We start from the raw sequence: 24,460 nt of genomic DNA, 5'->3' as shown, positions 1-24,460 counted from the left end.
TTCGCGGCACCACAGGTAGGGGAGTGCAGCATTGGGGTCGAGTAATCTGAATTTCCTGGAGTTCGAGCGGCCCATCGCCGAACTTGAGGCCAAGATTGAAGAGCTGCACTACGTCAACGACGACGCCGAGATCAATATCAGCGACGAGCTCACGCGCCTGCGGGCCAAGAGCCGGCAGCTGACCGAGCAGATCTTCCGCAACCTCAGCGCCTGGCAGGTCTCACAGCTGGCGCGGCATCCCTACCGCCCCTACGCACTGGATTACATCGAGGCCATTTTCACCGACTTTGAAGAGCTCCACGGGGATCGGGCCTTTGCCGACGACGCGGCGATCGTGGGTGGCCTGGCGCGCCTTGATGGGGAGCCGGTGATGGTGATCGGCGAGCAGAAGGGCCGCGACACCCGCGAGAAGATCGCCCGCAATTTCGGCATGCCACGCCCCGAGGGCTATCGCAAGGCGAAGCGACTGATGGAGATGGCCGAGCGCTTTTCACTGCCGGTTTTCACGTTCATCGATACGCCCGGGGCCTATCCCGGCGTCGATGCCGAAAAACGCGGTCAGAGCGAGGCCATCGCCCATAACCTGTTCGTGATGTCGGGGCTGCGTACGCCGGTGATCTGTACGGTCATCGGCGAGGGCGGCTCCGGTGGCGCTCTGGCGATTGGGGTCGGTGACCGGCTGCTGATGCTGCAATACAGCACCTATTCGGTGATTTCGCCGGAGGGCTGCGCATCGATCCTCTGGAAAAGCGCCGAGAAGTCGGCTGATGCCGCCGAGGCGATGGGGATCACGGCGACGCGCCTCGCCGAGCTGGGCCTCAACGACGAGGTCATCGAAGAGCCCCTGGGCGGTGCCCACCGCGACTGGCAGGAGACCTCGCGGCGGCTGGGGGATGCCCTGCGCCGGCACTGGGCGGCCCTGTCGAGGCTGGATATCGATCAGCTGTGTGCGGCGCGCTATGACCGTCTGATGGCGCTGGGTGAGTTCAAGCAGTAACCGCACAATGTCGGCGGCGGTCGACGTCGCGCGGCTCGAGACGGCGCTGCCGGCCCGCTGCCCGGCGCTGGTGGTGGCCTTCAGCGGCGGGCTCGATTCCACCGTTCTGCTGCACCTTGCCGCCCAGGGCCAACGACCCGTGCGTGCCGTGCATGTCCACCATGGCCTGCAGCCGGCCGCCGACGATTGGGCGGCGCATTGCCGCGCGACCGCCCTGGGCCTGGGTGTGGGGTTCGAGCAGCTCAATGTCCGCCCTGATCACCGTGATGAGGGCCAGGAGGGCGGCGCGCGCGATGCCCGTTACCGCGCACTGGCGGCCGGGCTTGATCACCACGAAGCGGTACTCACGGCCCACAATGCCGATGACCAGCTCGAGACGCTGCTCTACCGGTTCCTGCGCGGCACCGGGCCGGATGGCCTGGCGGGGATCGCGCCGCTGCGACCGTTGGGGCGGGGCTGGCTGGTCCGCCCGCTGCTCGACGTCTCCCGTGATCAGCTCGCCGCCTATGCAGCCCGGCATGCCCTGGATTGGGTGGAGGATCCCAGCAATGCCTCGCTGGATATCGATCGCAATTACCTGCGCCACCGCGTGATCCCGGTGATGAAGGCGCGCTGGCCGGGGGCTGCGGCGGCGGCCGGCCGCCTGGCGGATCATGCCCGCGGGCAGCGCGGGGTCATCGCCGAGTGGCTGGGCGAGGGGCGTGGGCCGCTGTGTCTGGCGGACTGGCGGGCCCGGACCGGTCCGGCCCGGCGTCTGATGCTGCGCGAGTGGATCCGCGCCGGTGGCCAGCCACTCCCCGGGCAGAAACGCCTGGAGGCCGGGATCCATGCGCTTGCCGATGCCGCTGCCGACCGCGGACCGGTGCTGGCATGGCCCGGGGGGCAGGTCCGGCGTCACGGCGGGTGGTTGTATCGATTGCCCGCCGCACTGCCGGCCATTCCGCCGTCACAGCGCCTGCCGGCCGGGGCCCGTGGAGCCGGCTGGGGCGGCCTGGGTGTGGCGGCGGGGCTGCCCGCGGCCGGGCCTCTGTGGCTGCGCGGACTCTACCCCGGCGAGCGGCTGGCGCTGGCCGGGCGGCCCACCAAGCCCGCCCGCGAGGTGCTCCGCGAACACGGCGTGGTGCCCTGGTGGCGGGATCGACTGCCGGTGCTCGTGGATGAGCACGACACCTGTCTGGCGGTGGCGGGTCTCGGGCCGACCCGCGAGGGCCAGGCGCGCTGGCCGGCGGGCGGGGTCCAGAGCTTTTGCTGGCGGCCTCATGACGCGGCGGCCGGGGCTGACTGGGCATGGCTGACGGCCACCGGTCAGATTGTGCCAGACGGGTCGTTCTGCTAAGTTCCTTAGCCATTCCGGGGGGCAGCCGGCTCACCCATTCCGCCACCAGACCGACGGTATAATGACGCGATTCATCTTTATCACCGGCGGTGTCGTGTCCTCATTGGGCAAGGGCATCGCCGCCGCCTCCCTGGGCAGCATCCTGCAGGCACGCGGCCTCAGCGTGACCATGGTCAAGCTTGACCCCTACATCAACGTCGATCCGGGCACCATGAGCCCGTTCCAGCACGGCGAGGTCTTCGTCACCGACGACGGCGCCGAGACGGACCTGGATCTGGGCCACTACGAGCGGTTCGTGCGCATGCGCGCCGCGCAGGCCAACAATCACACCACCGGGCGGATCTACGAGAGCGTGATCCGTAAGGAGCGCCGCGGCGACTATCTGGGCGGCACCGTCCAGGTCATCCCGCATATCACCGACGAGATCAAACGCTGCATTGAAGACGGCGCCGGTGAGTCGGACATCGCCCTGATCGAGATCGGCGGGACGGTGGGCGATATCGAATCGCTGCCGTTTCTCGAGGCGATCCGGCAGATGGGCACCGAGCTTGGCCGTGAGCGCTGCCTGTTCATTCACCTCACGCTGCTGCCCTGGATCGGGGCGGCGGGCGAGATGAAGACCAAGCCGACCCAGCACTCGGTCAAGGAACTGCGCAGTATCGGGATCCAGCCCGACATCCTCGTGTGTCGCGCGTCCATGCCGATACCCGCCGAAGAGCGCCACAAGATTGCGCTGTTCACCAATGTCGAGCCGCGTGCGGTGATCTCGGCACTGGATGTCGACAACATCTACAAAGTCCCGGCGATGCTCCACGAGCAGCATCTCGATGGCATCGTCGCGGAAAAACTCGGCCTTACACTGCCGCCGGCCACGCTTAACGACTGGGCGCATGTGGTCGAGGCCATGGAGTCGCCGGTCGGCGAGGTGACCGTGGCCATGGTCGGCAAATACGTGGATCTGGCGGATGCGTATATGTCGCTGAATGAGGCGCTGCGTCACGCCGGTATCCAGCAGCGCCAGAAAGTGCATATCCGCTACGTCGACTCGGAGGCCATCGAGCGTGAAGGCACGTCGCTGCTCAATGACGTGGATGCGATCCTCGTGCCCGGCGGCTTCGGCGAGCGCGGCATTGAGGGCAAGATCGCCGCGGCGGGTTATGCCCGCGAGGCGGAGGTGCCGTTTCTGGGCATCTGTCTGGGGCTGCAGGTGGCCGTGATCGAATTCGCCCGCCATGTGGCCGGGCTTGAAGGGGCGCACAGCACCGAGTTCGTCACCCACCCACGACACCCGGTGATCGCGCTGATCACCGAGTGGATGAATGCCGAAGGCCTGCGCGAGTACCGCGACAGCGACTCGGATCTGGGCGGGACCATGCGGCTTGGGGCTCAGGCCTCGACGCTGGTCCGCGGGACGCGGTTCCACCGGGTCTATGGCAAGGATGTGATCCGCGAGCGGCATCGCCACCGGTATGAGTTCAACAACGGCTATGCCGAGCGCCTGACGGACGCGGGGCTGGTGATCGCCGGCTGGTCGGGGGATGGCCACCTGGTCGAGGCGGTGGAGCTGCCGGATCATCCCTGGTTCCTGGCCTGCCAGTTCCATCCGGAGTTCACCTCGACGCCGCGCGATGGCCACCCGCTGTTCGCCGATTTCATTGACGCCGCCACCGCCCAGCGCGATGCGCGCGCGGATCGGGCCTCGTGACCCTCCGGGTGCAGGGCCAGCCACTGGGGCTTGACCACCCGCTCTGCCTGATTGCGGGCCCCTGCGTGGTTGAATCGCGGGCACAGACGCTCGCCATTGCCGAGCAGCTCGTGGCGATGACCGCCGAGCGCGGCATCCCGCTGATCTTCAAGGCCTCGTACGACAAGGCCAACCGTTCGTCGGCGTCCAGTTACCGCGGGCCCGGGCGCGCCGCCGGGCTGGAGACCCTCGCCGCCGTGCGCGAGCGCTTCAATGTGCCGGTCCTCACCGATGTGCACGAGGCCACGCCGCTGGATGAGGTGGCCTCGGTGGTGGACTGGCTGCAGACCCCCGCCTTTCTCTGCCGCCAGACCGACTTCATTCAGTCGGTGGCGGCCTGTGGACTGCCGGTCAATCTCAAAAAGGGTCAGTTCCTGGCGCCCTGGGATATGGCCAATGTGGTCGACAAGGCCCGCGAGACCGGCAACACACAGATCACGGTGTGCGAGCGCGGCGTGAGCTTTGGCTACAACAATCTGGTCGCGGATATGCGCTCGCTGGCGGTCATGCGGGCCACCGGCGCCCCGGTGATTTTCGATGCCACCCACTCGGTGCAATTGCCGGGCGGCCAGGGCAGTGCCTCCGGTGGGCAGCGTGAGCATGTCCCGGTGCTCGCCCGTGCCGCCGTGGCGGCTGGCGTCAGCGGTCTTTTCATAGAAACCCACCCCGATCCGGCCAATGCCCTGTCGGATGGCCCCAACAGCTGGCCATTGCAACGGCTGCCGGCACTCCTCGATGCGCTCACAGCGCTGGATGCCGTCACCCGACAGCACGGATTTGCCGAAAACGAACTGTAAAAGGAGCCGATTCATGCCCACCATCACCCGCATCCACGCCCGCGAGATCCTCGACTCGCGCGGCAATCCAACCCTCGAGGCCGAGGCCACCCTCAGCGATGGCAGCCTGGGCCGCGCAGCGGTGCCGTCCGGCGCCTCCACCGGGGCGCGTGAGGCCGTGGAGCTGCGCGATGGGGACAAGACGCGTTATCTGGGTAAGGGCGTGACCCGGGCCGTGGCCAACGTCAACGGCGAGATCAACGACGCCCTGAATGGCATGACCGCCGAGGATCAGCGCGGCATTGACGAGCGCCTCATTGCCCTCGACGGCACCGACAACAAGGGCCGGTTAGGCGCCAATGCGCTGCTCGGCGCCTCGCTTGCGGTGGCTCAGGCGGCGGCGCGGTCGGCGGGCCAGTCGCTGTTCGCCTATCTGGCCCCGGCCAAGGAATACACCCTGCCCGTGCCCATGATGAATATCCTCAACGGCGGCGCGCATGCCAGTAACAGCGTCGACATCCAGGAATTCATGGTGATGCCGATCGGCTTTGATCGCTTCAGTGACGCGCTGCGCTGCGGCACCGAGATTTTCCACGCCCTCAAGAAAGTGCTCGCCGGGCGGGGACTGTCAACGGCGGTGGGCGATGAGGGCGGCTTCGCCCCGGACCTGCCTTCGAACGAAGCGGCCATCGAAGTCATCCTCGAGGCGGTGAAAGCCGCCGGCTATACCCCGGGCGAGCAGGTCTGGCTGGCGCTGGACGCCGCCAGCTCCGAGTTCTGTGAGAACGGCGAATACTATCTGGCCTCCGAAGACCGGCGCTTTGATGCCGATGGCTTCGCCGCCGTGCTCGCCGACTGGGTGGCGCGCTATCCGATCATCTCGATCGAGGACGGTATGGGCGAGGATGACTGGGACGGCTGGGCCACCCTCACGCGCCAGATCAGCGAGGGCGTCCAGTTGGTGGGCGACGATCTGTTCGTGACCAATACGCGCATCTTCCAGAGTGGCATTGATCAGGGCATCGCCAACTCGATCCTCATCAAGTTCAATCAGATCGGTACGCTGACTGAGACGCTGGATGCGATCAGTATGGCCGATGGCGCCGGGTACTCGGCGGTGGTTTCCCATCGCTCGGGCGAGACCGAGGATACGATCATCGCCGATCTGGCCGTCGCCAGCACCGCCACGCAGATCAAGACCGGCTCCCTGTGCCGCTCGGACCGCGTTGCCAAATACAATCAGCTGCTGCGGATTGAAGAGGCGCTGGGCGAGCGGGCCCGTTACGCGGGTCGCTCGGCATTCCCCAACCTGCGTCGCATGGGCGCCTGAGTCCGACGATGCGCTGGATGGCGGCGGCGCTGGTGGTGTTGATCGTGGTGCTGCAGTCGCGGCTCTGGCTGGGTGAGGGCAGCGTCCCCGCCATGCAGCGACTGCAGGCCGCGGTCGCCGAGCAGCGTGGCGAAAACGCCCGCCTCGACGAGCGCAACCGGGCGCTGGCAGCGGATGTCGCCGACCTGCGCAGTGGACTGCGCAGTGTCGAGGAACGGGCGCGCCGTGACATGGGCATGATCGGCGCTGATGAACACTTCTATCGGGTGATCGGACCGCGGGATGGCTAAACGCCTCTGGGGGCTAATCGCGGCGGCCGGCAGTGGCCAGCGCCTGCGCGCCGGGACGCCCAAGCAGTACCACCATCTGGCCGGTCGACCGATTCTGGCCTGGTCGCTCGATGCACTCTGTCAGGTACCTGACATTGCCGGCGTGATGATCGTGCGGGCCGCCGATGATGCGCTGTTCGATCGGGCCTCGCTGCGGCGCGATGACCGGGTACGTGACTGCCCGGGCGGCGCGGAGCGCCAGGACTCGATCCGTGCCGGGCTGGCGGCGCTGCGGGACTGGGGCGCCGCGGAAGGCGACGGGGTTCTGGTCCACGACGCGGCCCGGCCGGCGGTCCCGGCGACCGATATCACCCGACTGATCGAGGCCGTCGCCGATGATCCGGATGGCGGGCTGCTGGCCGCGCCGGTGCGTGACACCCTGAAGCGCGCCGATGCGGCGGGTCGGGTGGCCGATACACCGTCCCGGGAAGGACTCTGGCAGGCGATGACCCCGCAGTTGTTCCCGCTGGGGCGGCTGCAGACGGCGCTTGCCCGTGATACCCGGGTGACTGACGAATCTCAGGCCATGGAAGGGCTCGGTGCCCGCCCACGGCTGGTCGCGGGTGATCCGGGCAACATCAAGTACACCTATCCCGAAGACATCCACTGGCTGGCCAATGCCATTGAGCGCAACCGACGGAGGGCGCCGGAATGATGCGGATCGGTCAGGGCATCGATGCCCATCGGCTGGTCGCCGACCGACGTCTGGTGCTGGGCGGCGTCGAGATGGCCTTTGAATACGGACTGGCCGCGCACTCGGATGGGGATGTGCTGCTGCATGCGTTATGCGATGCGCTGCTGGGCGCCGTCGGTCAGGGTGACATCGGCCAGCATTTCCCGGACACCGATGCGGCCTACGCGCAGATCGACAGCCGCGTGCTGCTGCGCCGTGTGGGTGCCCTCGTCGCGGGGCAGGGCGGCGTGATCGGCAACCTCGACGCCACCGTGATCGCCCAGCGGCCGCGCCTGGCGCCGCACCTGCCCGCCATGCGCGCCCGCATTGCGGCAGACCTTGACCTGTCGGAGGGACAGATCAATCTGAAAGCGACAACGCTTGAGTGGATGGGGTTTACCGGGCGCGGTGAGGGGATCGCCGCCAGCGCCGTGGCGCTGGTTGATTGTCCGTGAGTGGGACAGGCGACTGGCCGCTCGCCTGGGGCACGCCGGTGGGCACGGCGCGTATTGCGGTCAGTCCCGAGGATTTCCAAGTCGACGAGCGCCTGGGCTTTGCCCCGACCGGGGACGGCCCGCATCTGCTGGTGCGGATCCGCAAACGCGGACTGACCACCCAGCAGGCCGTCCAGCAGCTGGCCGGGCAATGGCAGGTGGAGCGCCGGGCCATGGGCTATGCCGGGCGTAAGGACCGTCAGGCGGTCACGACGCAATGGTTATCCGTGCCCTGGCCAGTCAATGCGCCACTCGCCCCGCTGGGTCGCCTGGTTGACCAGGACGGGCAGGCGCTGGATGTGATCGATGTCCAGCGCCATCGCCGCAAGCTGCCGGTGGGGGCGCTGACCGGCAACCGCTTCACCCTCACGCTGCGTGATGTCGACGCCGCGCCCCGGGATATCGCCGCGCGGCTCGTGACCATTGCCCGCCACGGGGTGCCCAATTATTTTGGTGGCCAGCGTTTTGGCCGTCACGGACAGAATCTGGACCGGGCCCTTAATTGGCTCGCGGGCGGCGAGCGCCCGCGCTCGCGCAATGACCGCAGCATGCTGATCTCGGCGGCACGCTCGGCCATGTTCAATGCGGTGCTGGCGCGGCGCATTGACGCCGGTGACTGGTCCCAGCCGCGCCCCGGCGATCTGCTGGTGCTCGATGGACGTGGCAGCCTCTTTGCTGCCGAGGCGGCCGAAACGGCCTTCAACCGCCGCCGCGCGGCCGGCCTGCGGATCCACCCCACGGGGCCTCTGCCCGGCGCCACCAATCGGCGCCAGCCGCAGACGGCGGCATTGATCGAGCGCGAGTCGGCGGTATTGCAGGACTGGGCGGCGGTCATTCAGGCGCTGGCGGACCAGCGTGTCACCGCCGATCGACGGGCGCTGCGTCTGAGCGTCGGCGCGCTCGCTGGCTGGCGGATGGCGCCGGGGACCTGGCGCCTGCGCTTTGAGCTGACCCGGGGCGCCTACGCCACGATGGTGATCCGCGAGCTGGTCGAGGCGGTCAATGACTGATCAGCGTCGCAGCAGCACATACAGCGCCCCCGTGCCGCCGTCCACCGGCCGCGCGGAACAGAAGGCGAGGATGTCGTCGCGCTGGCGCAGCCAGCGGTCCACCTGTCCCTTGAGGACCGGTCCGGCGTTTGACGAGCGCCGGCCCTTGCCGTGGATCACCCGCACGCAGCCCATGTGTCGGCGGTGGCATTCGTTGAGAAAGTCGGTCAGCAGGCGGCGCGCCGAATCGACGGTGTGGCCGTGCAGGTCGAGCTCGGCCATTACACTGAAATCGCCCCGACGCAGCCGACGCAGGGTTTTGCGATGGAGACCGGCACGCGACCATGCAAGGGCCTCGCCCAGTTCCGCGCCCAGCTCGGCGCCGTCCTGTTCGCCCTCCGCGAGTTCCCGCAGCACTGCCCGGTCGTCGGCACGACGCTGGCCGGGGATCGGTGGCGGACGGCGACGCCGCAGATCGGGCGTGTCCGGGTGCTCAAGCGGACTGACATCCTCCATGGCCGCCCGGAAAAGGGCGGTCTCCGGGTCCTGATCTTCCATGGCTGTCTCCCGCAGCGTCTCGGGATCGGTATAGTACACGGGCAAAAGCGCAAGGAGAAAAGGGCCTTCCATGAGAATTCTCGTCAGCAACGACGACGGCTATGAATCCACGGGCATCGGCGAACTCGCCGCCACGCTCGCCGAGCAGGCCAGCGTCACGGTGGTGGCACCGGTGCGCGACCGCAGTGGCGCGAGCAACTCGCTGACACTGGACCGCCCGTTACGCGTTGATGAAATCCGCAGCGGTGTCTTCCGGGTGGATGGCACCCCCACGGATTGCGTGCACCTGGCCACCACGGGCCTGCTTGAAGCGCTGCCGGACATGGTGGTCTCGGGGATCAATGCCGGTGGCAACCTGGGCGATGATGTGCTCTACAGCGGGACCGTGGCCGCCGCCATGGAGGGCCGGACGCTGGGTCTGCCGGCGATCGCGATTTCCCTGGTGGGCGATGCGCCCACGCATTACGCCACGGCGGCGGCTATGGCGCGGCAATTGATCAACCGGCTGCACCATGATCCGTTGCCGGCCGACACCATCCTCAACGTCAATGTCCCGGATCGGCCCTGGGCCGAGGTCACCGGCATCGAGGCGACCCGGCTCGGCAGTCGTCATCGCGCCGAAGCGGCGATCCGCGATCATGACCCCAAGGGACGGCCCATCTACTGGATCGGGCCGCCCGGGGCACGCCAGGATGCGGGCCCCGGAAGCGATTTTGACGCCATTGAGCGTGGGGCGATCTCCATTACGCCCATGCAGGTTGATCTGACCCGTTATTCAGCACTCGACTCAGTGGCCGGCTGGATCGAGGGACTGCGCTGATGGACGATCACCGCCGTCAGGGCATCGGCATGACATCGCGGCGTACCCGTGAGCGGCTGGCCGGCCGGCTGGGCGACGCCGGGATCCGTGATGCCCGGGTGCTCAACGTGATGCGCCAGATCCCCCGACACCTGTTTGTTGACGAGGCGCTGGCATCGCGGGCCTACGAGGACACCGCGCTGCCGATCGGTCACGGGCAGACGATTTCGCAGCCGTTCGTGGTGGCCCGCATGACCGAGATCCTCATCCGGGACCGGATCCCCTCGCGGGTGCTTGAGGTGGGGACGGGTTCGGGCTATCAGGCCGCGGTGCTCGCGGCGCTGGTCGATGAGGTCTGCACCATCGAGCGCATTCGTGCCCTCTACGAGCGCAGCTGTGCGCTGTTCCGCCAGCTCGACATCGGCAATATCCGGCAGCGCCTTGGCGACGGTTTCGAGGGCTGGCCATCGGCCGCGCCGTTTGATGCCATCATACTGACCGCGGCCCCTGAGACGGTGCCGCCCGCGCTGTTCGAGCAGCTCGCCGACGATGGCCAGTTGATGGCACCGGTGGGTGGCGGGGGCACCCAGGAACTGCGGGTCTGGCACCGACGGGCGGGCGCGTTCAACGAGCAGACCGTGGAAGCCGTCAGCTTTGTCCCCATGCGCGGCGGCATCGAGGGATGAAGGTCTTTACCGCGCTCTACGATCGGGTCCTGCGCTGGGCCGGGCATCCCCGGGCGTCGTGGATGCTGGCGGGGTTGAGTTTTGCCGAGTCCTCATTCTTCCCCGTGCCGCCCGATGTCATGCTCGCGCCCATGTGCATGGCCCGGCCGCGGCGGGCCATGCGACTGGCAACGCTCACCACCCTGGCCTCAGTGGCGGGCGGTGTGCTCGGGTATCTGATCGGTCTTCTGGGCCTCGAGCTGGTCCTGCCCCTGATTGAGGAAGCCGGCTATGCACCGGCCTATGAGACGGCGCGTGGCTGGTTCGTGGACTGGGGCTTCTGGGTGGTACTGGTGGCCGGTTTTTCGCCGATCCCCTATAAGATCTTCACCATCGCGGCCGGCGCCATGGCCATTGCCTGGCTGCCCTTCCTGCTGGCGTCGCTGCTGGGCCGGGGGGCGCGGTTCTATCTGGTGGCCGCGGTGCTGGGGTGGGGCGGCCCGCGCATGGAACCGTGGCTGCGTCGTTATATGGAGCGGATCGGGTGGTTCAGTGTGATCGTGCTGCTCGCCCTTGTCGTGTACCTGTCGCGGTAGGGCGGCCTCTGGCGGCATGCGCGGCGGCAATGCTCGTGCTGGGCGGCTGTTCCGAGTTTGACTATCCCGCCGACCGGACCGTGCGCGAGTCGGCCATCCCCACTGGAAGGGCTGCCCCCACCGGGACGGCCGACACCTATACCGTGCGCGAGGGCGATACGCTCTATCAGATCGCCTTTGGCGCCGGGCTCGACTTTCGTGACATCGCGCAGTGGAACGACATTGAGCCCCCTTATGTGATCTATCCCGGTCAATCCCTGCGGCTGCGTCCGCCGCAGGGTCGGCAGTCTCAGACCGCGGCGACGCCGGCGCCGGTGCAGCGCCCGGACCCGTCGACCTGGCAATGGCCACTGGAGGGCGAGATCGTGCGCGACTACAACCCCGGGTCACCCGGCAAGCGGGGCATCGGGATCGCGGCCGATCCGGGCAGTCCGGTGCTTGCCGCCGCCGCCGGCGAAGTGGTCTACAGTGGGGATGGACTGCCCGGCTACGGCAATCTGGTGATCATCCAACACAATGCGCGCTACCTGACCGCCTATGGCTACAATCGCGCCCTGCTGGTGGACGAGGGCGCCACGGTCGCCCAGGGGGAGACGATCGCCCGGGTGGGCGCCAGTGACGCGCGGCCCGGCGAATTGCATTTCGAGCTCAGGCAGCGGGGCGAGCCCGTGGATCCGGGTGACTATCTGCCCTGATCGATGATCAGCGCGGCCACCACCCGCCGGCCCTCGGACATGAGGACGTTGTAAGTCCGGCAGGCCGAGGCGGTATCCATGACCTCCAGCCCCACGCCGGTCTCCATCACGCTCAGCATGAGCTCACGGCTGGGGAAGGTCTGGCGGACGCCGGTGCCCAGCAGTACTACCTCGGGGTCGAGTTCATGGAAGGCGGCGAAGTCGCTCGTGCGGGCGGCCTCCACCGACGCCGGCCCCCACTCGGTGACCAGGGTATCGGGGGTCACCAGCAGGCTCCGGTTGTAGCGCACATCGTTGATGCGAATCTCGCCGTCGGCGTAGCCCTGGATGCGGTAGGTGCCCTCGGCACCGTCAAGACTCATCTTCATGGCGCAACAATAGCGACTGGGACGGGCCCCGGGCAACTGCCCCGATTTGACAGGTCCGGGAGGCAATTTTAGCGTTCAGGGTTTATCATTGTGCCTTTCGGGAAATGATCCCGAGTTCGATCAAACGACCGCCCCGAGGGGACCGCCTTGAACGAAGAATTCCAGCGCATCAAGCGCCTGCCGCCGTATGTGTTCAACATCGTCAATGAACTCAAGGCAGCAGCCCGCGCCCGTGGCGAGGACATTGTCGACTTTGGCATGGGCAACCCCGATCAGCCCACGCCGCGGCATATCGTCGACAAGCTGGCGGAGGCGGCCCAGCGGCCGGACACCCATCGCTATTCGGTCTCCCGTGGGATCCCCCGGCTGCGCCGGGCCATCACCCGCTGGTACGAGGATCGCTATAACGTATCGCTCGACCCCGAGAGCGAGGCCATCGTGACCATCGGCTCCAAGGAGGGGCTGGCGCATCTGGCGCTGGCCACCCTCGGGCCGGGCGACGCGGTGCTGGTCCCGAACCCGGCCTATCCGATCCATCCCTACGGCGTGGTGATCGCGGGCGCCGACATCCGTCATGTGCCGCTGGTTGAGGACGGTGACTTTTTCACCGAGCTTGAGAAGGCCATCAAGGACACCTGGCCGAAGCCGAAGATGCTGATCCTCAACTTTCCCGCCAACCCCACGGCGCAGTGCGTCGATCTGGCGTTCTTTGAACGGGTGGTGGAGATCTGCCGCGAGCACCGGATCTGGATCGTCCACGATCTGGCCTATGCCGACCTGGTCTACGACGGCTATCAGGCGCCATCGATCCTGCAGGTGCCGGGGGCCCGCGAGGTGGCGGTGGAGTCGTTTTCGCTGTCGAAAAGCTACAACATGCCCGGCTGGCGGGTCGGATTCATGTGCGGAAGCGAGAAACTGATCGCTGCACTGGCGCGGATGAAGTCCTATCTCGACTACGGCATGTTCACGCCCATCCAGGTGGCCGCCATCCACGCGCTGGAAGGGCCGCAGGACTGCGTCACGGAAATCCGCGACACCTACCAGGGGCGTCGTGACGTGCTCTGCGATGGGCTGGAGGCCGCGGGCTGGCCCATCAAGCGCCCCCAGGCGACGATGTTCGCCTGGGCGCGCATCCCCGAGCCCTATCAGTCCATGGGCTCGCTGGAGTTCGCGAAAAAGCTGATCAGCGATGCCGGCGTGGCGGTTTCACCCGGGGTCGGGTTTGGTGAATACGGCGACACGCATGTGCGCTTCGGGCTGATCGAGAATCAACACAGAACACGCCAGGCGGTACGGGGCATCAAGCAGATGTTCCGACGCGATGGGCTTGGGCAGTAACAGGAAGGGAGAAACGAACTTGGATCCGGTAAAGGTCGGGGTACTCGGGCTGGGCACGGTGGGCGGCGGAACCGTCAACCTGCTGGAGCGCAATCGTGACGAGATCACGCGACGGGCGGGGCGCCCCGTGGATGTCGTCCGGGCCGCGGCGAGGCATCCCGATCGCCCGCGGACCTGCAGCACCGAGCATATCCAGCTCGACTATGATGCGCATGCCGTCGTCGACGATCCCGAAATCGAGATCATCGTCGAGTTGATCGGTGGCGAGACACTGTCCAAGTCGCTGATCCTCCGGGCCCTGGATAACGGCAAACATGTCGTCACCGCCAATAAGGCGCTGATCGCGCTGCATGGTAACGAGATCTTTGCCCGGGCCCGGGCCAATGGCGTGACGGTGGGTTTTGAGGCCGCCGTCGCGGGAGGGATCCCCATCATCAAGGCGGTCCGCGAGGGCCTGGTCGGCAACCGCATCGAGTGGCTCGCCGGGATCATCAACGGAACCGGCAACTTCATCCTCACCGAGATGTGCTACGCCGGCCGTGAATTCGGCGACGTCCTCGCCGAAGCCCAGCGCCTGGGGTATGCCGAGGCTGATCCCACGTTTGATGTCGACGGTATCGACGCCGCCCACAAGCTGACCATTCTGGCCTCGATCGCCTTTGGCATCCCGCTGCAGTTTGACAAGGTCTACACCGAGGGCATCGGCCAAGTCAGCACCGACGATGTCAACTACGCCGCCGAGCTGGGTTTTCGCATCAAGCACCTGGGCATCTGCCGCCGAGAGGGCGACGGCATTGCGCTGCGCGTGCACCCCACGCTGCTGCCCGAGCGCCAGCTGCTGGCCAATGTCGATGGGGTCATGAACGCGGTCATGGTCAATGCCGATCCGCTGGGGCCAACGCTCTACTACGGGGCCGGTGCCGGCGCCGAGCCGACGGCATCGGCGGTGGTGGCCGATCTGGTGGATGTGGTGCGCGAGTTCACGCTCGAGCCCGAAAACCGGGTGCCCTACCTCGCGTTCCAGGCCCACTCGCTGTCCGACGAGCCGGTGCTCGGCATGCAGTCCGTGGAAACGGCCTATTACCTGCGCGTTGAAGCCCAGGATCAGCCCGGCGTGCTGGCCGATCTGACCGGCATTCTCAGTAACGCCGGCATCAGCATTGAGGCGGTCATCCAGAAACAACCCGCCCCCGGGGCCGAGACCGTGCCGGTCATCCTGTTGACGCATCGGGTGCAGGAGTTCCGCATGGATGAAGCCTGCAGCCGTATTGAGGCGATGGAGGCCATTCACGGCAAGGTGACCCGCATTCGCGTGGAGGCGCTACTGTGATGCAAGGCAATCGCTATACCGGATTGATCGGTGCCTACGGGGATCGCCTGCCGCTGACACCGGGCGCCCGGCCGATCAGCCTGGGCGAGGGGAATACGCCGCTGATCCGGCTCGAAAACCTGCCGGTCGCGCGCGACCGCGACATCGAGCTCTACGTCAAGTATGAAGGGCTCAACCCCACGGCCTCGTTCAAGGACCGCGGCATGACCGTGGCGGTCACCCAGGCCGTGGCGGAGGGCAGTGAAGCGATCATCTGTGCCTCCACCGGCAACACCTCGGCGTCGGCGGCGGCCTATGCCGCGCGTGCCGGGATCAAGGCGTTCGTGCTCATTCCCGATGGCAAGATCGCCATGGGCAAGCTCGCCCAGGCCATCATGCACGGTGCCGAGGTGCTGCAGATCCGCGGCAATTTCGACGATGGCATGCGCATCGTCAAGGAAATGGCCGAACAGGCACCGGTGAGCCTGGTCAACTCGGTCAACCCCTACCGTCTGCAGGGGCAGAAGACCGCCGCGTTCGAGATCTGCGAGGCATTGGGTGCGGCCCCGGATTATCACTGTCTGCCGGTGGGCAACGCCGGCAACATTACTGCCTACTGGATGGGTTACAGCGAGATGGTGCTGAGCCCCGGGCAGGCAGGCACCCAGGCCTGCGGATTCTGTGGCGGCGACTGCCAGTTCCATCAGGGAGTCGGTGGCAAGCGCCCTGTCATGCTGGGCTATCAGGCGAGTGGCTCGGCGCCGTTTCTGCGCGGCGGACCGGTCAGCCACCCGGAGACCCTCGCCACGGCCATCCGCATCGGTGCGCCCCAGAGCTGGGATTATGCGCGCACCGCCTCACGCGAGTCGGGCGGCTGGTTTGACGAGTTCAGCGACGAGGCCATCCTTGATGCCCAGTGGCAGCTTGCCAGTCACGAGGGGATTTTCTGCGAGCCGGCCTCGGTGGTCTCGGTGGCGGGGGCGCTGCGCGACATCGACAACGGCCAGATCCCGGCCGGCAGTCGCGTGGTCTGTACCCTCACTGGCCACGGTCTGAAAGATCCGGATGTGGCCCAGCGCCATGCCGAGTCCGCCGTCAGCACGGTGGATGCCAGCGGGGCCGCCGTCCGCGAGGCCATCCTCGGTAAGATGGGTTAGGGCGTGTCAACGACGCCCAGGATCCGTTGTCTTGCGCCGGCCTTACTCGGCCCGGTGCCGGCGACGCTGGCCGACGCGACCGCCTCAGCGGGGCCGTTTCCCGCATTGGAGTATCTGCTGGGCAAGGCCCGGCGGCGTCGCGACGGGGCGGCGGACGGCGAAGCGCTGATTCGGGGGCTCGTCACGCCGTCGCCGGCGCCCGGGGCGTTGCTGGCCCGGGCGTTCGCGGCGCCGGCAGGGCGTCGGGGCTACCGGGCGGCGCCCGTTCATCTGCGCCCCGATCGAGATCGCCTGCTGCTCTTTGCCGGCGATGCGCTGCGCCTGAGCGATGACGAGTCGTCGTCGATCTGTACCGACTTCAACCGCCTGTTCGGCGTCGATGGACTGGCGCTTGAGAGTCGGGACGGTGAATGGCTGCTGACTGCCGAACAGCCCCCCGGGCCCGAGCTGCCGGCATTGCGGGCGGTCGCTGGGCAGTATCTTGATACCGTCATCCCGGACGACGCCGCCAGCCGACCGTGGCGGCAACTGCTCAACGAAGTGCAGATGTTCCTGTTCGATCATCCCGTCAATAGTGCCCGCGAGGCGCGGGGTGACCTGTCAGTCAATGGTCTGTGGTTCTGGGGCGGTGGCGCCGGCGATGCGGCCGCGGCGGATGCCGATATGGACTGGATCGTCACGGATGATCCGTTCGCCCGCGCGGTGGGGACGGCGCTGGGCCTCCCCGTCAGCCCCTGCGATGCGGTCACGCGTGCGGATCTCGCGGCCGCGGGGAATGTCGTCATTGTCTGGACCGATGCCGAGCGGGCGTTGCTGGGCGGCGATGTCGAGGGCTGGTTGGCGGCGTTGCAGCGTTTCGAGGCAGGCTGGGCGCCCTGTCTGCGGGATCTCGCCCTCAGCGACGGGCGCCGGGTCGCGCTTCGCACCGGGGGCAGCGGCGAGTTTGGCCTCGATCCGGGGGCGCGGCGCCGGTTCTGGCGCCGTCTACGACCACTCGGTGAATGGGTGGCACGCGAGTGACGCGGCCGCCGGGCGCGCAGATCCGCCACCGTCAGCCGGCGCCGGGTGTCGGAGCGCTACCGGATGACTGGCCCGCGCTGCTGCGAAGGCTCTATGCGGCCCGCGGTGTCACCACCGCCGAAGCGCTGGATTACCGCCTTGCGGCTCTGCCACCGCCAGCCGGCCTCGCCGGCCTCGAGCCGGCGGCGCAGGCCCTCGCCGAGGCCGTCGTCAGCAACGCCCGGGTGCTGGTCGTGGGCGATTTTGACGCCGATGGCGCGACCAGCACTGCGGTGGCGGTCAGCGCGTTACGGGCCATGGGCGCGGGTTCAGTCGACTATCTGGTGCCCAATCGGTTCGACTTTGGCTATGGCCTGTCGCCGGCGCTGGTCGAGGTGGCCCAGGAGTACACACCCGACCTGATACTGACGGTGGACAATGGCATCAGTGCCAATGACGGTGTCGAGGCCGCCAACGCCGCCGGCATCGAGGTGGTGGTCACGGATCATCACCTGCCCGGGTCCGCGCTGCCGCCCGCCCGGGCCATCGTCAACCCGCAGGTCGACTCGCCGGCGTTCGGCGCACCGCATCTGGCCGGCGTGGGGGTCTGTTTCTATGCGATGCTCGCCACGCGGGCGGCGCTCCGCGAGCGGGACTGGTTTGGCGACACGCGTCCGGAGCCGGCGCTGGTGGATCAGCTCGACCGCGTAGCACTGGGGACCATTGCCGATGTGGTCCCCCTGGATCACGTCAATCGCCTGCTGGTGGATCAGGGCCTGCGGCGTATCCGCGGCGGTCGGGCCAACCCGGGCACGCTGGCGCTGCTGGAGGCCGCGGGCCGTGATCCGGCCGTCACCACGGCCACCGATCTCGGGTTCGGCGCCGCACCGCGACTCAACGCCGCGGGCCGGCTGGACGACATGAGCATCGGCATCGAGACACTGCTGGCCGCGGATGCCGCCGCGGCGCAGCGTCACGCCGGCCGGCTCGAGGGGCTCAATCGCGAACGTCGGTCCCTCGAGCAGCAGATGCGGGACACGGCGGTCGCCGATATCGAAGCCGAGGCGGCCGCGGCGGAGGGCGACATGGCGCCGATCCTGTGCTTGTTCAACCCCGACTGGCACCAGGGCGTCGTCGGGATCGTGGCCTCGCGTCTGCTGGCCCGATTTCGCCGACCGGTCATCGCCTTCGCCCCGGGAGACGCCGATACCCTGAAAGGCTCGGCGCGATCGGTGCCCGGTCTGCACATGCGCGACCTGCTCGATGCCGTGAACACCCGCAGCGACGGCCAGCTGGTGGACCGGTTTGGTGGCCATGCGATGGCGGCCGGGCTCACGCTGGCGCGTCGACATTTCGAGCCGTTCAAGGCACTCCTGATCGAGCAGGTGCGCCTGCGGTTGGGCGATGAGCCGGTGAGCGAAGTGATCTGGACCGACGGTGCGCTGCCGGCGGACGCCTATACCCTTGAAACCGCGGCAATGCTGCGCGATGCCGGCCCCTGGGGTGCCGAGTTCCCGGAGCCGCGGTTTAACGATGTCTTTCGGGTGCTCGATCAGCGTGTGGTGGGTGATTATCACCTGAAGCTGGCGCTGAGCCCTGAGATCGCGCCGTCAGTGCGCATTGACGCCATTGCCTTCAATGCCGCACCGGATATTGCCGTAGCCCCCGGCGATCGCGTTGAGGCGGTGTTCCGGCTGGAGGTCAATCGCTTTCGTGGCGTTGATCGCCCCCAGCTGGTGGTGGATCACCTGATTGAAAACTGACCACGGTCAGTTACCGGCAATCCGTGCCCCCTCATTGGCCCGCAATTCGGCCAGATCGGCGATGATCTCGGCGCTTTCATCGAGCAGTACGTCCGGCACGGCCTCCGGGTCAAGCTCAGAGAGATCGCCCAGCGGCTCCTGGCCGTAGGCCTTGCGCTGGGTGTTGATCGCCGTGAGGCGCGCTTCGGCCTGCCGGTCCATGGCAGCCTGTCGCTCCGCTTCATTGAGCGAGACCCGAGTCTCTTCGCGGGCGGTGCGCATCCGCTGCGCCTCGTCCGAGACGGCCCGTAAGGCGGGCGCTTCGCGCAGGCGACGTTCATGGCGCCGCTGCAGTTCACCGAGCATCCCGTTGAGTCGGTTCATGCGCCGGTAATCGGCGGTCTGGATGGTGTCCCAGGGCAGGGCATTGTCGGCCGCGCGCTCGCTCATGGCATCGTTGCCATGCGGGTAGGGCATTTCGAGATCCGGCGTGACACCCTGCATCTGCGTGCTGTTGCCGTTGATGCGGTAGAACTTGGCGATCGTCAGCTTCAGCCGACCACTGCGGGTGTCCTCATTCCCGACACCGAACCGGTCGAGATTGATGAGGGTCTGCACCGTGCCCTTGCCAAAGGTCTGATCCCCCATGATCACGCCGCGGCCGTAATCCTGCATGGCGGCGGCGAAAATCTCCGAAGCCGACGCACTGCGACCATCCACCAGCACGCCGAGTGGGCCGTCGTAAGCCGGCGCATTGCCCGTTTCATCGTCAAGCACCCGTCGTTCGCCATTGCGCCGATGCACCTGCACGATCGGACCGTCATCGATGAACAGTCCACTCAGGCGCACTGCCTCGTCCAGTGATCCCCCGGCGTTGCCGCGCAGATCGATGATCAGCCCGTCGATGCCCTCGAGCTGCTCGCTGTCGATGAGGTTGCGGACATCACGGGTCGTGCTGCGGTAGTCGTCATCCCCGGCGTTGGCCGCGGCGATGTCGGCATAGAAGGTCGGGATCTCGATAACGCCGATGCGGCGGGTGCCGGCGTCACGCTCAACGGTGCGCACCTCGGCCTGAGCCGCCTGTTCCTCGAGCTCAATGGTGCTCCGGGTCAGGGTGATCGTGTCCTGTGTGCTGCCGGCGGCCTCGGATGGCGGAAGGATCTGCAGATGGACCCGGGAATCCTTCGGCCCGCGGATCATGTCCACGACTTCGCCGAGGCGCAGGCCGACCACGTCCTCGATGTCGTCAGCGCTCTGACCCACACCGACGATGCGGTCGCCGGCGCTCAACTCACCGCTACGGGCGGCGGGTCCGCCGGGGATGAGCTCGACGATCTCGACAAAGTCCCCTTCGCTGCCGAGCAGCGCCCCGATGCCCTCGAGGGAGAGGCGCATGTTGATGTCAAAGTTCTCGGAGCGGCGTGGCGACATGTAGCTGCTGTGCGGGTCGTACTCACCGGCCCAGGCGCTCATGAAGGTCTGGAAGACGTCCTCGGCTTCGTACTGGTTCAGGGTGCGCGCCACCCGTTCGTACCGACCGCGCAGCGACTCTTTGATCGCGTCCATGTCGCGGCCACTGAGTTTCTGTTTGAGCGCGTCGTGGGTCACACGGCGTTTCCAGAGACGGTCGAGGCCCTGTTCCGAGGTCGCCCAGTCCGTTTCGGAGCGGTCGGTCTGGAAGGTGGCATCGCCCTCAAAGTCAAGCCCCTGATCGAGCAGCTGCAGTGCATAGTCGCTGCGCGCCTGGACACGTTCGCGGTAGCGCTCGAAGATCGCGTAGGCCGTTTCGAGGCGGCCGGTACTGACCTCGTCGTCGAGGCGGGTGCGGCGATCCGCAAAGGCGTCGATGTCCTCGCGGGTAAAGTAATAGCGCTGTGGGTCGAGGGCATCGAAGTACGCCTCGTAGGCAGCCCGGGACAGGTCATCACCGCTGGCGCGGTCGTTATAGTGGTAACGGGAAAGCAGCTGATTGACGACCTGGGCGGACTCCTGCTGGATCGCGCCCGGCTCGATTGGCTCAGCCGCCAGTAGTCCGGCGGGGGCGGCGGACAGGATCAGTCCGGCGAACAGGCCTGTCAGTCGATTGGCATATCTCAATGGTTCACCTTGATCGGGTCGATGACGATGATTATCTGACAGGTGAGCCTGCACGAAAATTCAACGGTTTCTGGTAGCGTATCGACTCCGTGACAAAGGGGGAACCGATGTACGCCGATTTTCGCTGGCCCAACTGGGCCCAGACCGCCGAACTGCAGCTCGAAGTCCTCAGCCAGCGGCCGCCCGCCGGCGTCGCTGCGCGGAGAACGCCCATCGTGTTCGCCCATGGCGCGTTCATGGGCGCCTGGTCCTGGCAGGCGCATTTCCTCGATTATTTTGCCCGTCACGGCTTTCATGCGGTCGCTCCGAGCTTTCGTGGACACGGCGGGAGTGAGGGATTCGAGCGCCTCGACAGCGCTGGTATCAATGATTACGTCAATGACCTCAGTACGGTGATTGATGGACTGGATGGCCCGCCACCCATCCTGGTCGGCCATTCCATGGGGGCCCTGGTGGCACAGCGGTACATGGAGCGTGCGCCGGTCGCGGCGGCCGTGCTGATGGCACCGGTCCCGCCCCACGGCCTGATGCCCTCGACGCTGCGCATGCTGGTGAGTGATCCGATGCTGTATCTGCAGTTCGGCATGATGCAGTTTTTCGGCCCTGACAGCATGGACACCGAGGTGGCCCAGCGCGCCGTGTTCTCCAAATCCGCCGCAGAGCAGGATCTGAGCGGCTATGCCGAGCGGGTACAGCGCGAGTCCCAGCGCGCCCTGTGGGACATGAACGTCCACGCCCGCGGTCGGCCGACGCTGTGTCGGGCGGACTGCCCGATGCATGTCATCGCCGGCGGGGAGGATGCACTGTTCAGTGAGTCTGAAACCCGCGCCGTGGCCCATGTCTGGAACGCCAGCTGGGAAACCGTCCCGGGCCTTGCCCACGCCTTGATGATCGAGCCGGGCTGGCAGCGGGCGGCGGATGCCGTCATCGGCTGGCTGGATCGTCAGGCGCTGGCTTAGGCGGTTACCAGCGGTACCGGTCCCACAGCTCCGGATTGGCCCAGTGTCGGGCATTGAGCCAGTCCGGCGTGACCTTGTAATCGGCCAGGCTGAACTCGTACCAGCGTCGCCGTTCGTCGCCCTCGCCGGTGGTGGCCCAGCGCCGGAACCCCAGACCGATCAGCTGCTGGCGGCCCATCAGCGTGGGTGACTGCCGTGGGCCGATGACGAGCACCTGCACGGCCTGCACGTCACGCAGTCGGCTGATCAGCTGGACGGCACTGGCCTCGTCGGCGAAGCCCGCCTCGGCATCGACCAGCGCCAGGTCCACCTGTGGCAGGTGATCCCGGCGCTCGTCCGCGTGGCGCGCGCTCAGGACAAGCATGTCGGTGCCGGTGGCGAGCGATGCCATTGCGTCATCGTCAGTGATCACCAGTGCGCCATTGGAGAAACCGCCGTCCAACGTTGAGCGGACCTGCTCGAGGGTGGCGTCGAGGGGAGCGTTCACTGCGCCTCCAGTTGGTCGTGGAGTTCGGCGAATGCCATCGTCAGCTTATGGCGTGGCGCCAGATCCGTCAGTGGGCGCCGGGCCTGATGGGATTCGCGCACCTTGACCGAGGCGGGCAGGAAGGGCTCGACCACTGGATAACCCTGCGCGCGTAGCTCGTCCACCAGTTCCCTCGGCAGTCGGGCCCGCGCCTGAAACTGGTTGATGATGATCGCCTCGATCGTCAGCTCGGGATTGTGGTCCATCCTCAGCTCATCCACCGTTGCCGAGAGTTCATCCAGGGCCTGCCGGGCAAACGCATCGCAGTCGAATGGCACCAGGCACCGGTCGGCGGCGATCAGCGCCGAGCGTGTATAGAAATTGAGTGCCGGCGGGGTGTCGATGTAGATGCGGTCGTAATCCGCCAATGCCGCCAGCGACTCCCGCAGCTTGTAGATCTTGTAGCGGGACTCCAGCCGACCCTGCAGGGTCTCGAGGCTGGGATGGGCGGCCACCACGGCCAGATTCTTGTAGGGAGTAGGGTGGGAAACGCTTTCAATATCGCGGGGATAGATTCGAAAGCTCAACGTATCTTCGAAATAACCGGCAATGGTGTCGTCCGCCTCCGCGGGCTGTTCGCCCAGTAGATAGTGCGTGGCATTGGCCTGGGTATCCAGATCGATCACCAGTGTCCGCAACCCGCGGCGAGCGGCCATGGCGGCGAGATTGCAGGTAATGGTCGATTTCCCGACCCCGCCTTTCTGGTTGAAGATCACCCGACGCATGCAAGCACTCCTGCTATGATTGACGCTCCGTTGTGCCAGTCTAGGCACCTCCATCACCCGGGTCGAGGGCCATTATGTTCAGTGCCGTGAGACGTCTGCTTTTCATGCTACCCCCCGAACGGGCGCATGACCTGACTTTTGGCTCACTGGATCAGCTGTTTCGTCTGGGTGGCGGGCGACTGTTTCCGGCGCGTGTCGAGGCGCCGCAGTCGCTGATGGGGCTTGAATTCGCCAATGCCGTCGGACTGTCCGCCGGGTTGGACAAAAACGGCGATCATATCCGCAGCCTTGCGGGGCTCGGATTCGGCTTCATTGAACTGGGCACGGTGACACCGGTGGCGCAGCCCGGCAATCCGGCGCCCCGGGTGTTCCGTCTCCCGGCCCACCAGGCACTGATCAACCGGCTGGGGTTCAATAACGAGGGATTGGCCGCGCTGATCCGCCACCTCGAGGATGCGGCCCCCGAGGTCGATGTGCCGATCGGGGTAAACATCGGCAAAAACCGGGACACGCCCCTCGAGCGCGCGACCGATGACTACCTGGCCTGTCTGGAAGCGGTGCATGGCCTCGCCGACTACGTGGTCGTCAACCTGTCGTCACCCAATACGCCCGGGCTGCGATCGCTTCAGGCCGGCGAAAACCTGACCGGACTGGTTCAGATATTGCGCGAGCGCGCCGATGCCCTGAACGCCACCACTGGCCGTCGGGTGCCCCTGGTGGTCAAGATTGCCCCGGATCTGGACGACGATGCCCTGCGCTGGCTGGTTGATGCGCTGCTCGCTGCGGGGGTTGATGGCCTGACCGCGACCAACACCACCGTCGACCACAGCGCCGTTGCCGGCGCGCGGCATGCGGCGGAAACCGGTGGTCTGAGTGGCAGTCCGCTGCGGCAGCGCGCCACCGAGGTCATCGCCACCGTGCGCGCGCATGCCGGCCCGGAGCTGCCGATCATCGGAGTGGGCGGGATCATGACCGGTGAGGATGCGGTGGAGAAGATCCAGGCGGGTGCCAATCTCGTCCAGGTCTACACGGGGCTGATCTACAAGGGCCCCGCACTGATCCGGAACGCCGCCCGAGCAATCCGCGACGCGGAGCCAGGTGCTTAGGGGCTTGCCCTCGGTCGCTCGCCAATGGACAATCCGTGACGTTGGAGAGGTGGCAGAGTGGTCGATTGCGGCGGACTTGAAATCCGCTGAGTCCTAACGGGCTCCGGGGGTTCGAATCCCTCCCTCTCCGCCAGACATAAAACAGGGGCCATC

Annotated in this window: 25 protein-coding genes and 1 tRNA gene; 21 read left to right on the top strand and 5 right to left on the bottom strand. The window is 67.0% G+C overall.

The window, feature by feature from the left end; translation table 11 throughout:
• Positions 1–31 precede the first annotated feature (31 nt).
• The 9 genes from FPL11_RS08935 (at position 32) to truD (ending at position 8,689) form a co-directional block, all read left to right on the top strand.
• Positions 32–997, top strand: coding sequence for an acetyl-CoA carboxylase carboxyltransferase subunit alpha (locus FPL11_RS08935; RefSeq protein WP_144348307.1), 966 nt, complete (start codon positions 32–34; stop codon positions 995–997).
• A gap of 7 nt (positions 998–1,004) precedes the next feature.
• Positions 1,005–2,333, top strand: a complete 1,329-nt coding sequence (tilS, locus tag FPL11_RS08930) for a tRNA lysidine(34) synthetase TilS (RefSeq protein ID WP_144348306.1) — start codon at positions 1,005–1,007, stop codon at positions 2,331–2,333.
• 61 nt (positions 2,334–2,394) lie between these two features.
• Positions 2,395–4,038, top strand: coding sequence for a CTP synthase (locus tag FPL11_RS08925; RefSeq protein WP_144348305.1), 1,644 nt, complete (start codon positions 2,395–2,397; stop codon positions 4,036–4,038).
• Positions 4,035–4,874: a 3-deoxy-8-phosphooctulonate synthase gene (gene kdsA / locus FPL11_RS08920; protein WP_144348304.1), complete on the top strand. Its 840-nt coding sequence runs from the start codon at positions 4,035–4,037 to the stop codon at positions 4,872–4,874. The genes FPL11_RS08925 and kdsA overlap by 4 nt, the downstream gene beginning before the upstream one ends.
• A 13-nt stretch (positions 4,875–4,887) precedes the next feature.
• Positions 4,888–6,183 carry a phosphopyruvate hydratase gene (eno, locus tag FPL11_RS08915; protein WP_144348303.1) on the top strand — a complete coding sequence of 432 codons (1,296 nt, stop codon included), beginning with the start codon at positions 4,888–4,890 and terminating at the stop codon, positions 6,181–6,183.
• 8 nt (positions 6,184–6,191) lie between these two features.
• The gene (locus tag FPL11_RS08910; protein ID WP_110882781.1) at positions 6,192–6,473 is read left to right on the top strand and encodes a septum formation initiator family protein; all 282 of its coding nucleotides are present in this window, start codon (positions 6,192–6,194) and stop codon (positions 6,471–6,473) included.
• Positions 6,466–7,167, top strand: coding sequence for a 2-C-methyl-D-erythritol 4-phosphate cytidylyltransferase (gene ispD, locus FPL11_RS08905; RefSeq protein WP_144348302.1), 702 nt, complete (start codon positions 6,466–6,468; stop codon positions 7,165–7,167). Before FPL11_RS08910 ends, ispD begins: the two co-directional genes overlap by 8 nt.
• Positions 7,167–7,640, top strand: a complete 474-nt coding sequence (gene ispF, locus FPL11_RS08900) for a 2-C-methyl-D-erythritol 2,4-cyclodiphosphate synthase (protein ID WP_281283411.1) — start codon at positions 7,167–7,169, stop codon at positions 7,638–7,640. Before ispD ends, ispF begins: the two co-directional genes overlap by 1 nt.
• Positions 7,637–8,689, top strand: coding sequence for a tRNA pseudouridine(13) synthase TruD (gene truD, locus FPL11_RS08895; protein ID WP_159308476.1), 1,053 nt, complete (start codon positions 7,637–7,639; stop codon positions 8,687–8,689). Before ispF ends, truD begins: the two co-directional genes overlap by 4 nt.
• On the opposite strand, the gene FPL11_RS08890 is transcribed toward truD, so the two are convergent.
• Complete coding sequence (locus tag FPL11_RS08890; RefSeq protein WP_110882896.1) at positions 8,690–9,226, bottom strand: Smr/MutS family protein; 537 nt, start codon at positions 9,224–9,226, stop codon at positions 8,690–8,692.
• A 70-nt stretch (positions 9,227–9,296) separates the two neighbouring features.
• On the opposite strand from FPL11_RS08890, the gene surE reads away from it, so the two are divergent.
• The 4 genes from surE to FPL11_RS08870 are packed head-to-tail and all read left to right on the top strand — an operon-like array spanning position 9,297 to position 11,981.
• Positions 9,297–10,046 carry a 5'/3'-nucleotidase SurE gene (surE, locus tag FPL11_RS08885; protein WP_144348299.1) on the top strand — a complete coding sequence of 250 codons (750 nt, stop codon included), beginning with the start codon at positions 9,297–9,299 and terminating at the stop codon, positions 10,044–10,046.
• Entirely contained in the window at positions 10,046–10,711 is a 666-nt protein-coding gene (locus FPL11_RS08880) for a protein-L-isoaspartate(D-aspartate) O-methyltransferase (protein ID WP_144348298.1), read from the top strand. The genes surE and FPL11_RS08880 overlap by 1 nt, the downstream gene beginning before the upstream one ends.
• Entirely contained in the window at positions 10,708–11,286 is a 579-nt protein-coding gene (locus FPL11_RS08875; RefSeq protein ID WP_144348297.1) for a YqaA family protein, read from the top strand. The genes FPL11_RS08880 and FPL11_RS08875 overlap by 4 nt, the downstream gene beginning before the upstream one ends.
• Positions 11,287–11,315: 29 nt before the next feature.
• Entirely contained in the window at positions 11,316–11,981 is a 666-nt protein-coding gene (locus tag FPL11_RS08870; protein ID WP_144348296.1) for a peptidoglycan DD-metalloendopeptidase family protein, read from the top strand.
• Here the strand turns inward: FPL11_RS08870 and FPL11_RS08865 are convergent.
• Complete coding sequence (locus tag FPL11_RS08865) at positions 11,969–12,349, bottom strand: Mth938-like domain-containing protein (RefSeq protein WP_144348295.1); 381 nt, start codon at positions 12,347–12,349, stop codon at positions 11,969–11,971. The genes FPL11_RS08870 and FPL11_RS08865 overlap by 13 nt on opposite strands.
• Positions 12,350–12,496: 147 nt before the next feature.
• Here FPL11_RS08865 and alaC point away from each other — a divergent pair, with 147 nt between their 5' ends.
• The 5 genes from alaC to recJ are packed head-to-tail and all read left to right on the top strand — an operon-like array spanning position 12,497 to position 18,915.
• Positions 12,497–13,687 (top strand): alanine transaminase, encoded by a 1,191-nt coding sequence (gene alaC, locus FPL11_RS08860; protein WP_110882795.1) that lies wholly within the window; start codon positions 12,497–12,499, stop codon positions 13,685–13,687.
• A 19-nt stretch (positions 13,688–13,706) separates the two neighbouring features.
• The gene (locus tag FPL11_RS08855; RefSeq protein WP_144348294.1) at positions 13,707–15,017 is read left to right on the top strand and encodes a homoserine dehydrogenase; all 1,311 of its coding nucleotides are present in this window, start codon (positions 13,707–13,709) and stop codon (positions 15,015–15,017) included.
• Positions 15,017–16,153 (top strand): threonine synthase, encoded by a 1,137-nt coding sequence (gene thrC, locus FPL11_RS08850; RefSeq protein WP_144348448.1) that lies wholly within the window; start codon positions 15,017–15,019, stop codon positions 16,151–16,153. Before FPL11_RS08855 ends, thrC begins: the two co-directional genes overlap by 1 nt.
• 54 nt (positions 16,154–16,207) lie before the next feature.
• A complete protein-coding gene (locus FPL11_RS08845) occupies positions 16,208–17,173 on the top strand; it encodes a hypothetical protein (RefSeq protein WP_144348293.1) in 966 nt (321 codons plus the stop codon).
• Complete coding sequence (gene recJ / locus FPL11_RS08840; RefSeq protein WP_246085268.1) at positions 17,170–18,915, top strand: single-stranded-DNA-specific exonuclease RecJ; 1,746 nt, start codon at positions 17,170–17,172, stop codon at positions 18,913–18,915. The genes FPL11_RS08845 and recJ overlap by 4 nt, the downstream gene beginning before the upstream one ends.
• A 6-nt stretch (positions 18,916–18,921) precedes the next feature.
• On the opposite strand, the gene FPL11_RS08835 is transcribed toward recJ, so the two are convergent.
• The gene (locus FPL11_RS08835; protein ID WP_144348291.1) at positions 18,922–20,991 is read right to left on the bottom strand and encodes a carboxy terminal-processing peptidase; all 2,070 of its coding nucleotides are present in this window, start codon (positions 20,989–20,991) and stop codon (positions 18,922–18,924) included.
• Positions 20,992–21,098: 107 nt separating this feature from the next.
• On the opposite strand from FPL11_RS08835, the gene FPL11_RS08830 reads away from it, so the two are divergent.
• The gene (locus tag FPL11_RS08830; RefSeq protein ID WP_144348290.1) at positions 21,099–21,950 is read left to right on the top strand and encodes an alpha/beta hydrolase; all 852 of its coding nucleotides are present in this window, start codon (positions 21,099–21,101) and stop codon (positions 21,948–21,950) included.
• A gap of 4 nt (positions 21,951–21,954) precedes the next feature.
• Here the strand turns inward: FPL11_RS08830 and FPL11_RS08825 are convergent, their stop codons facing one another.
• Together FPL11_RS08825 and FPL11_RS08820 are read right to left on the bottom strand one after the other, a co-directional pair.
• The gene (locus tag FPL11_RS08825) at positions 21,955–22,437 is read right to left on the bottom strand and encodes a DUF6231 family protein (protein WP_144348289.1); all 483 of its coding nucleotides are present in this window, start codon (positions 22,435–22,437) and stop codon (positions 21,955–21,957) included.
• A complete protein-coding gene (locus FPL11_RS08820; RefSeq protein ID WP_144348288.1) occupies positions 22,434–23,201 on the bottom strand; it encodes a ParA family protein in 768 nt (255 codons plus the stop codon). The genes FPL11_RS08825 and FPL11_RS08820 overlap by 4 nt, the downstream gene beginning before the upstream one ends.
• Before the next feature lie 86 nt (positions 23,202–23,287).
• Here FPL11_RS08820 and FPL11_RS08815 point away from each other — a divergent pair, with 86 nt between their 5' ends.
• On the top strand, positions 23,288–24,307 hold the full coding sequence (locus FPL11_RS08815) for a quinone-dependent dihydroorotate dehydrogenase (protein WP_412549242.1): 1,020 nt from the start codon (positions 23,288–23,290) through the stop codon (positions 24,305–24,307).
• A 43-nt stretch (positions 24,308–24,350) separates the two neighbouring features.
• Positions 24,351–24,440, top strand: a tRNA-Ser gene (locus tag FPL11_RS08810).
• The last annotated feature ends 20 nt before the right edge of the window (positions 24,441–24,460 follow it).

Origin of the sequence: Spiribacter aquaticus (assembly GCF_007625215.1) — a bacterium.
Classification (GTDB): domain Bacteria; phylum Pseudomonadota; class Gammaproteobacteria; order Nitrococcales; family Nitrococcaceae; genus Spiribacter; species Spiribacter roseus.
Note: the sequence above shows the minus strand (reverse complement) of the source record. Positions and strands in the feature narration are given on the sequence as shown.

Excerpts from the sequence above, each read along its gene's own strand:
- tilS (WP_144348306.1), top strand. The coding sequence starts at position 1,005 with ATGTCGGCGGCGGTCGACGTCGCGCGGCTCGAGACGGCGCTGCCGGCC.
- FPL11_RS08925 (WP_144348305.1), top strand. The coding sequence starts at position 2,395 with ATGACGCGATTCATCTTTATCACCGGCGGTGTCGTGTCCTCATTGGGC.
- eno (WP_144348303.1), top strand. The coding sequence starts at position 4,888 with ATGCCCACCATCACCCGCATCCACGCCCGCGAGATCCTCGACTCGCGC.
- FPL11_RS08910 (WP_110882781.1), top strand. The coding sequence starts at position 6,192 with ATGCGCTGGATGGCGGCGGCGCTGGTGGTGTTGATCGTGGTGCTGCAG.
- ispD (WP_144348302.1), top strand. The coding sequence starts at position 6,466 with ATGGCTAAACGCCTCTGGGGGCTAATCGCGGCGGCCGGCAGTGGCCAG.
- ispF (WP_281283411.1), top strand. The coding sequence starts at position 7,167 with ATGCGGATCGGTCAGGGCATCGATGCCCATCGGCTGGTCGCCGACCGA.
- FPL11_RS08890 (WP_110882896.1), bottom strand. The coding sequence starts at position 9,226 with ATGGAAGATCAGGACCCGGAGACCGCCCTTTTCCGGGCGGCCATGGAG.
- surE (WP_144348299.1), top strand. The coding sequence starts at position 9,297 with ATGAGAATTCTCGTCAGCAACGACGACGGCTATGAATCCACGGGCATC.
- FPL11_RS08880 (WP_144348298.1), top strand. The coding sequence starts at position 10,046 with ATGGACGATCACCGCCGTCAGGGCATCGGCATGACATCGCGGCGTACC.
- FPL11_RS08875 (WP_144348297.1), top strand. The coding sequence starts at position 10,708 with ATGAAGGTCTTTACCGCGCTCTACGATCGGGTCCTGCGCTGGGCCGGG.
- FPL11_RS08870 (WP_144348296.1), top strand. The coding sequence starts at position 11,316 with ATGCTCGTGCTGGGCGGCTGTTCCGAGTTTGACTATCCCGCCGACCGG.
- FPL11_RS08865 (WP_144348295.1), bottom strand. The coding sequence starts at position 12,349 with ATGAAGATGAGTCTTGACGGTGCCGAGGGCACCTACCGCATCCAGGGC.
- thrC (WP_144348448.1), top strand. The coding sequence starts at position 15,017 with ATGCAAGGCAATCGCTATACCGGATTGATCGGTGCCTACGGGGATCGC.
- FPL11_RS08830 (WP_144348290.1), top strand. The coding sequence starts at position 21,099 with ATGTACGCCGATTTTCGCTGGCCCAACTGGGCCCAGACCGCCGAACTG.
- FPL11_RS08820 (WP_144348288.1), bottom strand. The coding sequence starts at position 23,201 with ATGCGTCGGGTGATCTTCAACCAGAAAGGCGGGGTCGGGAAATCGACC.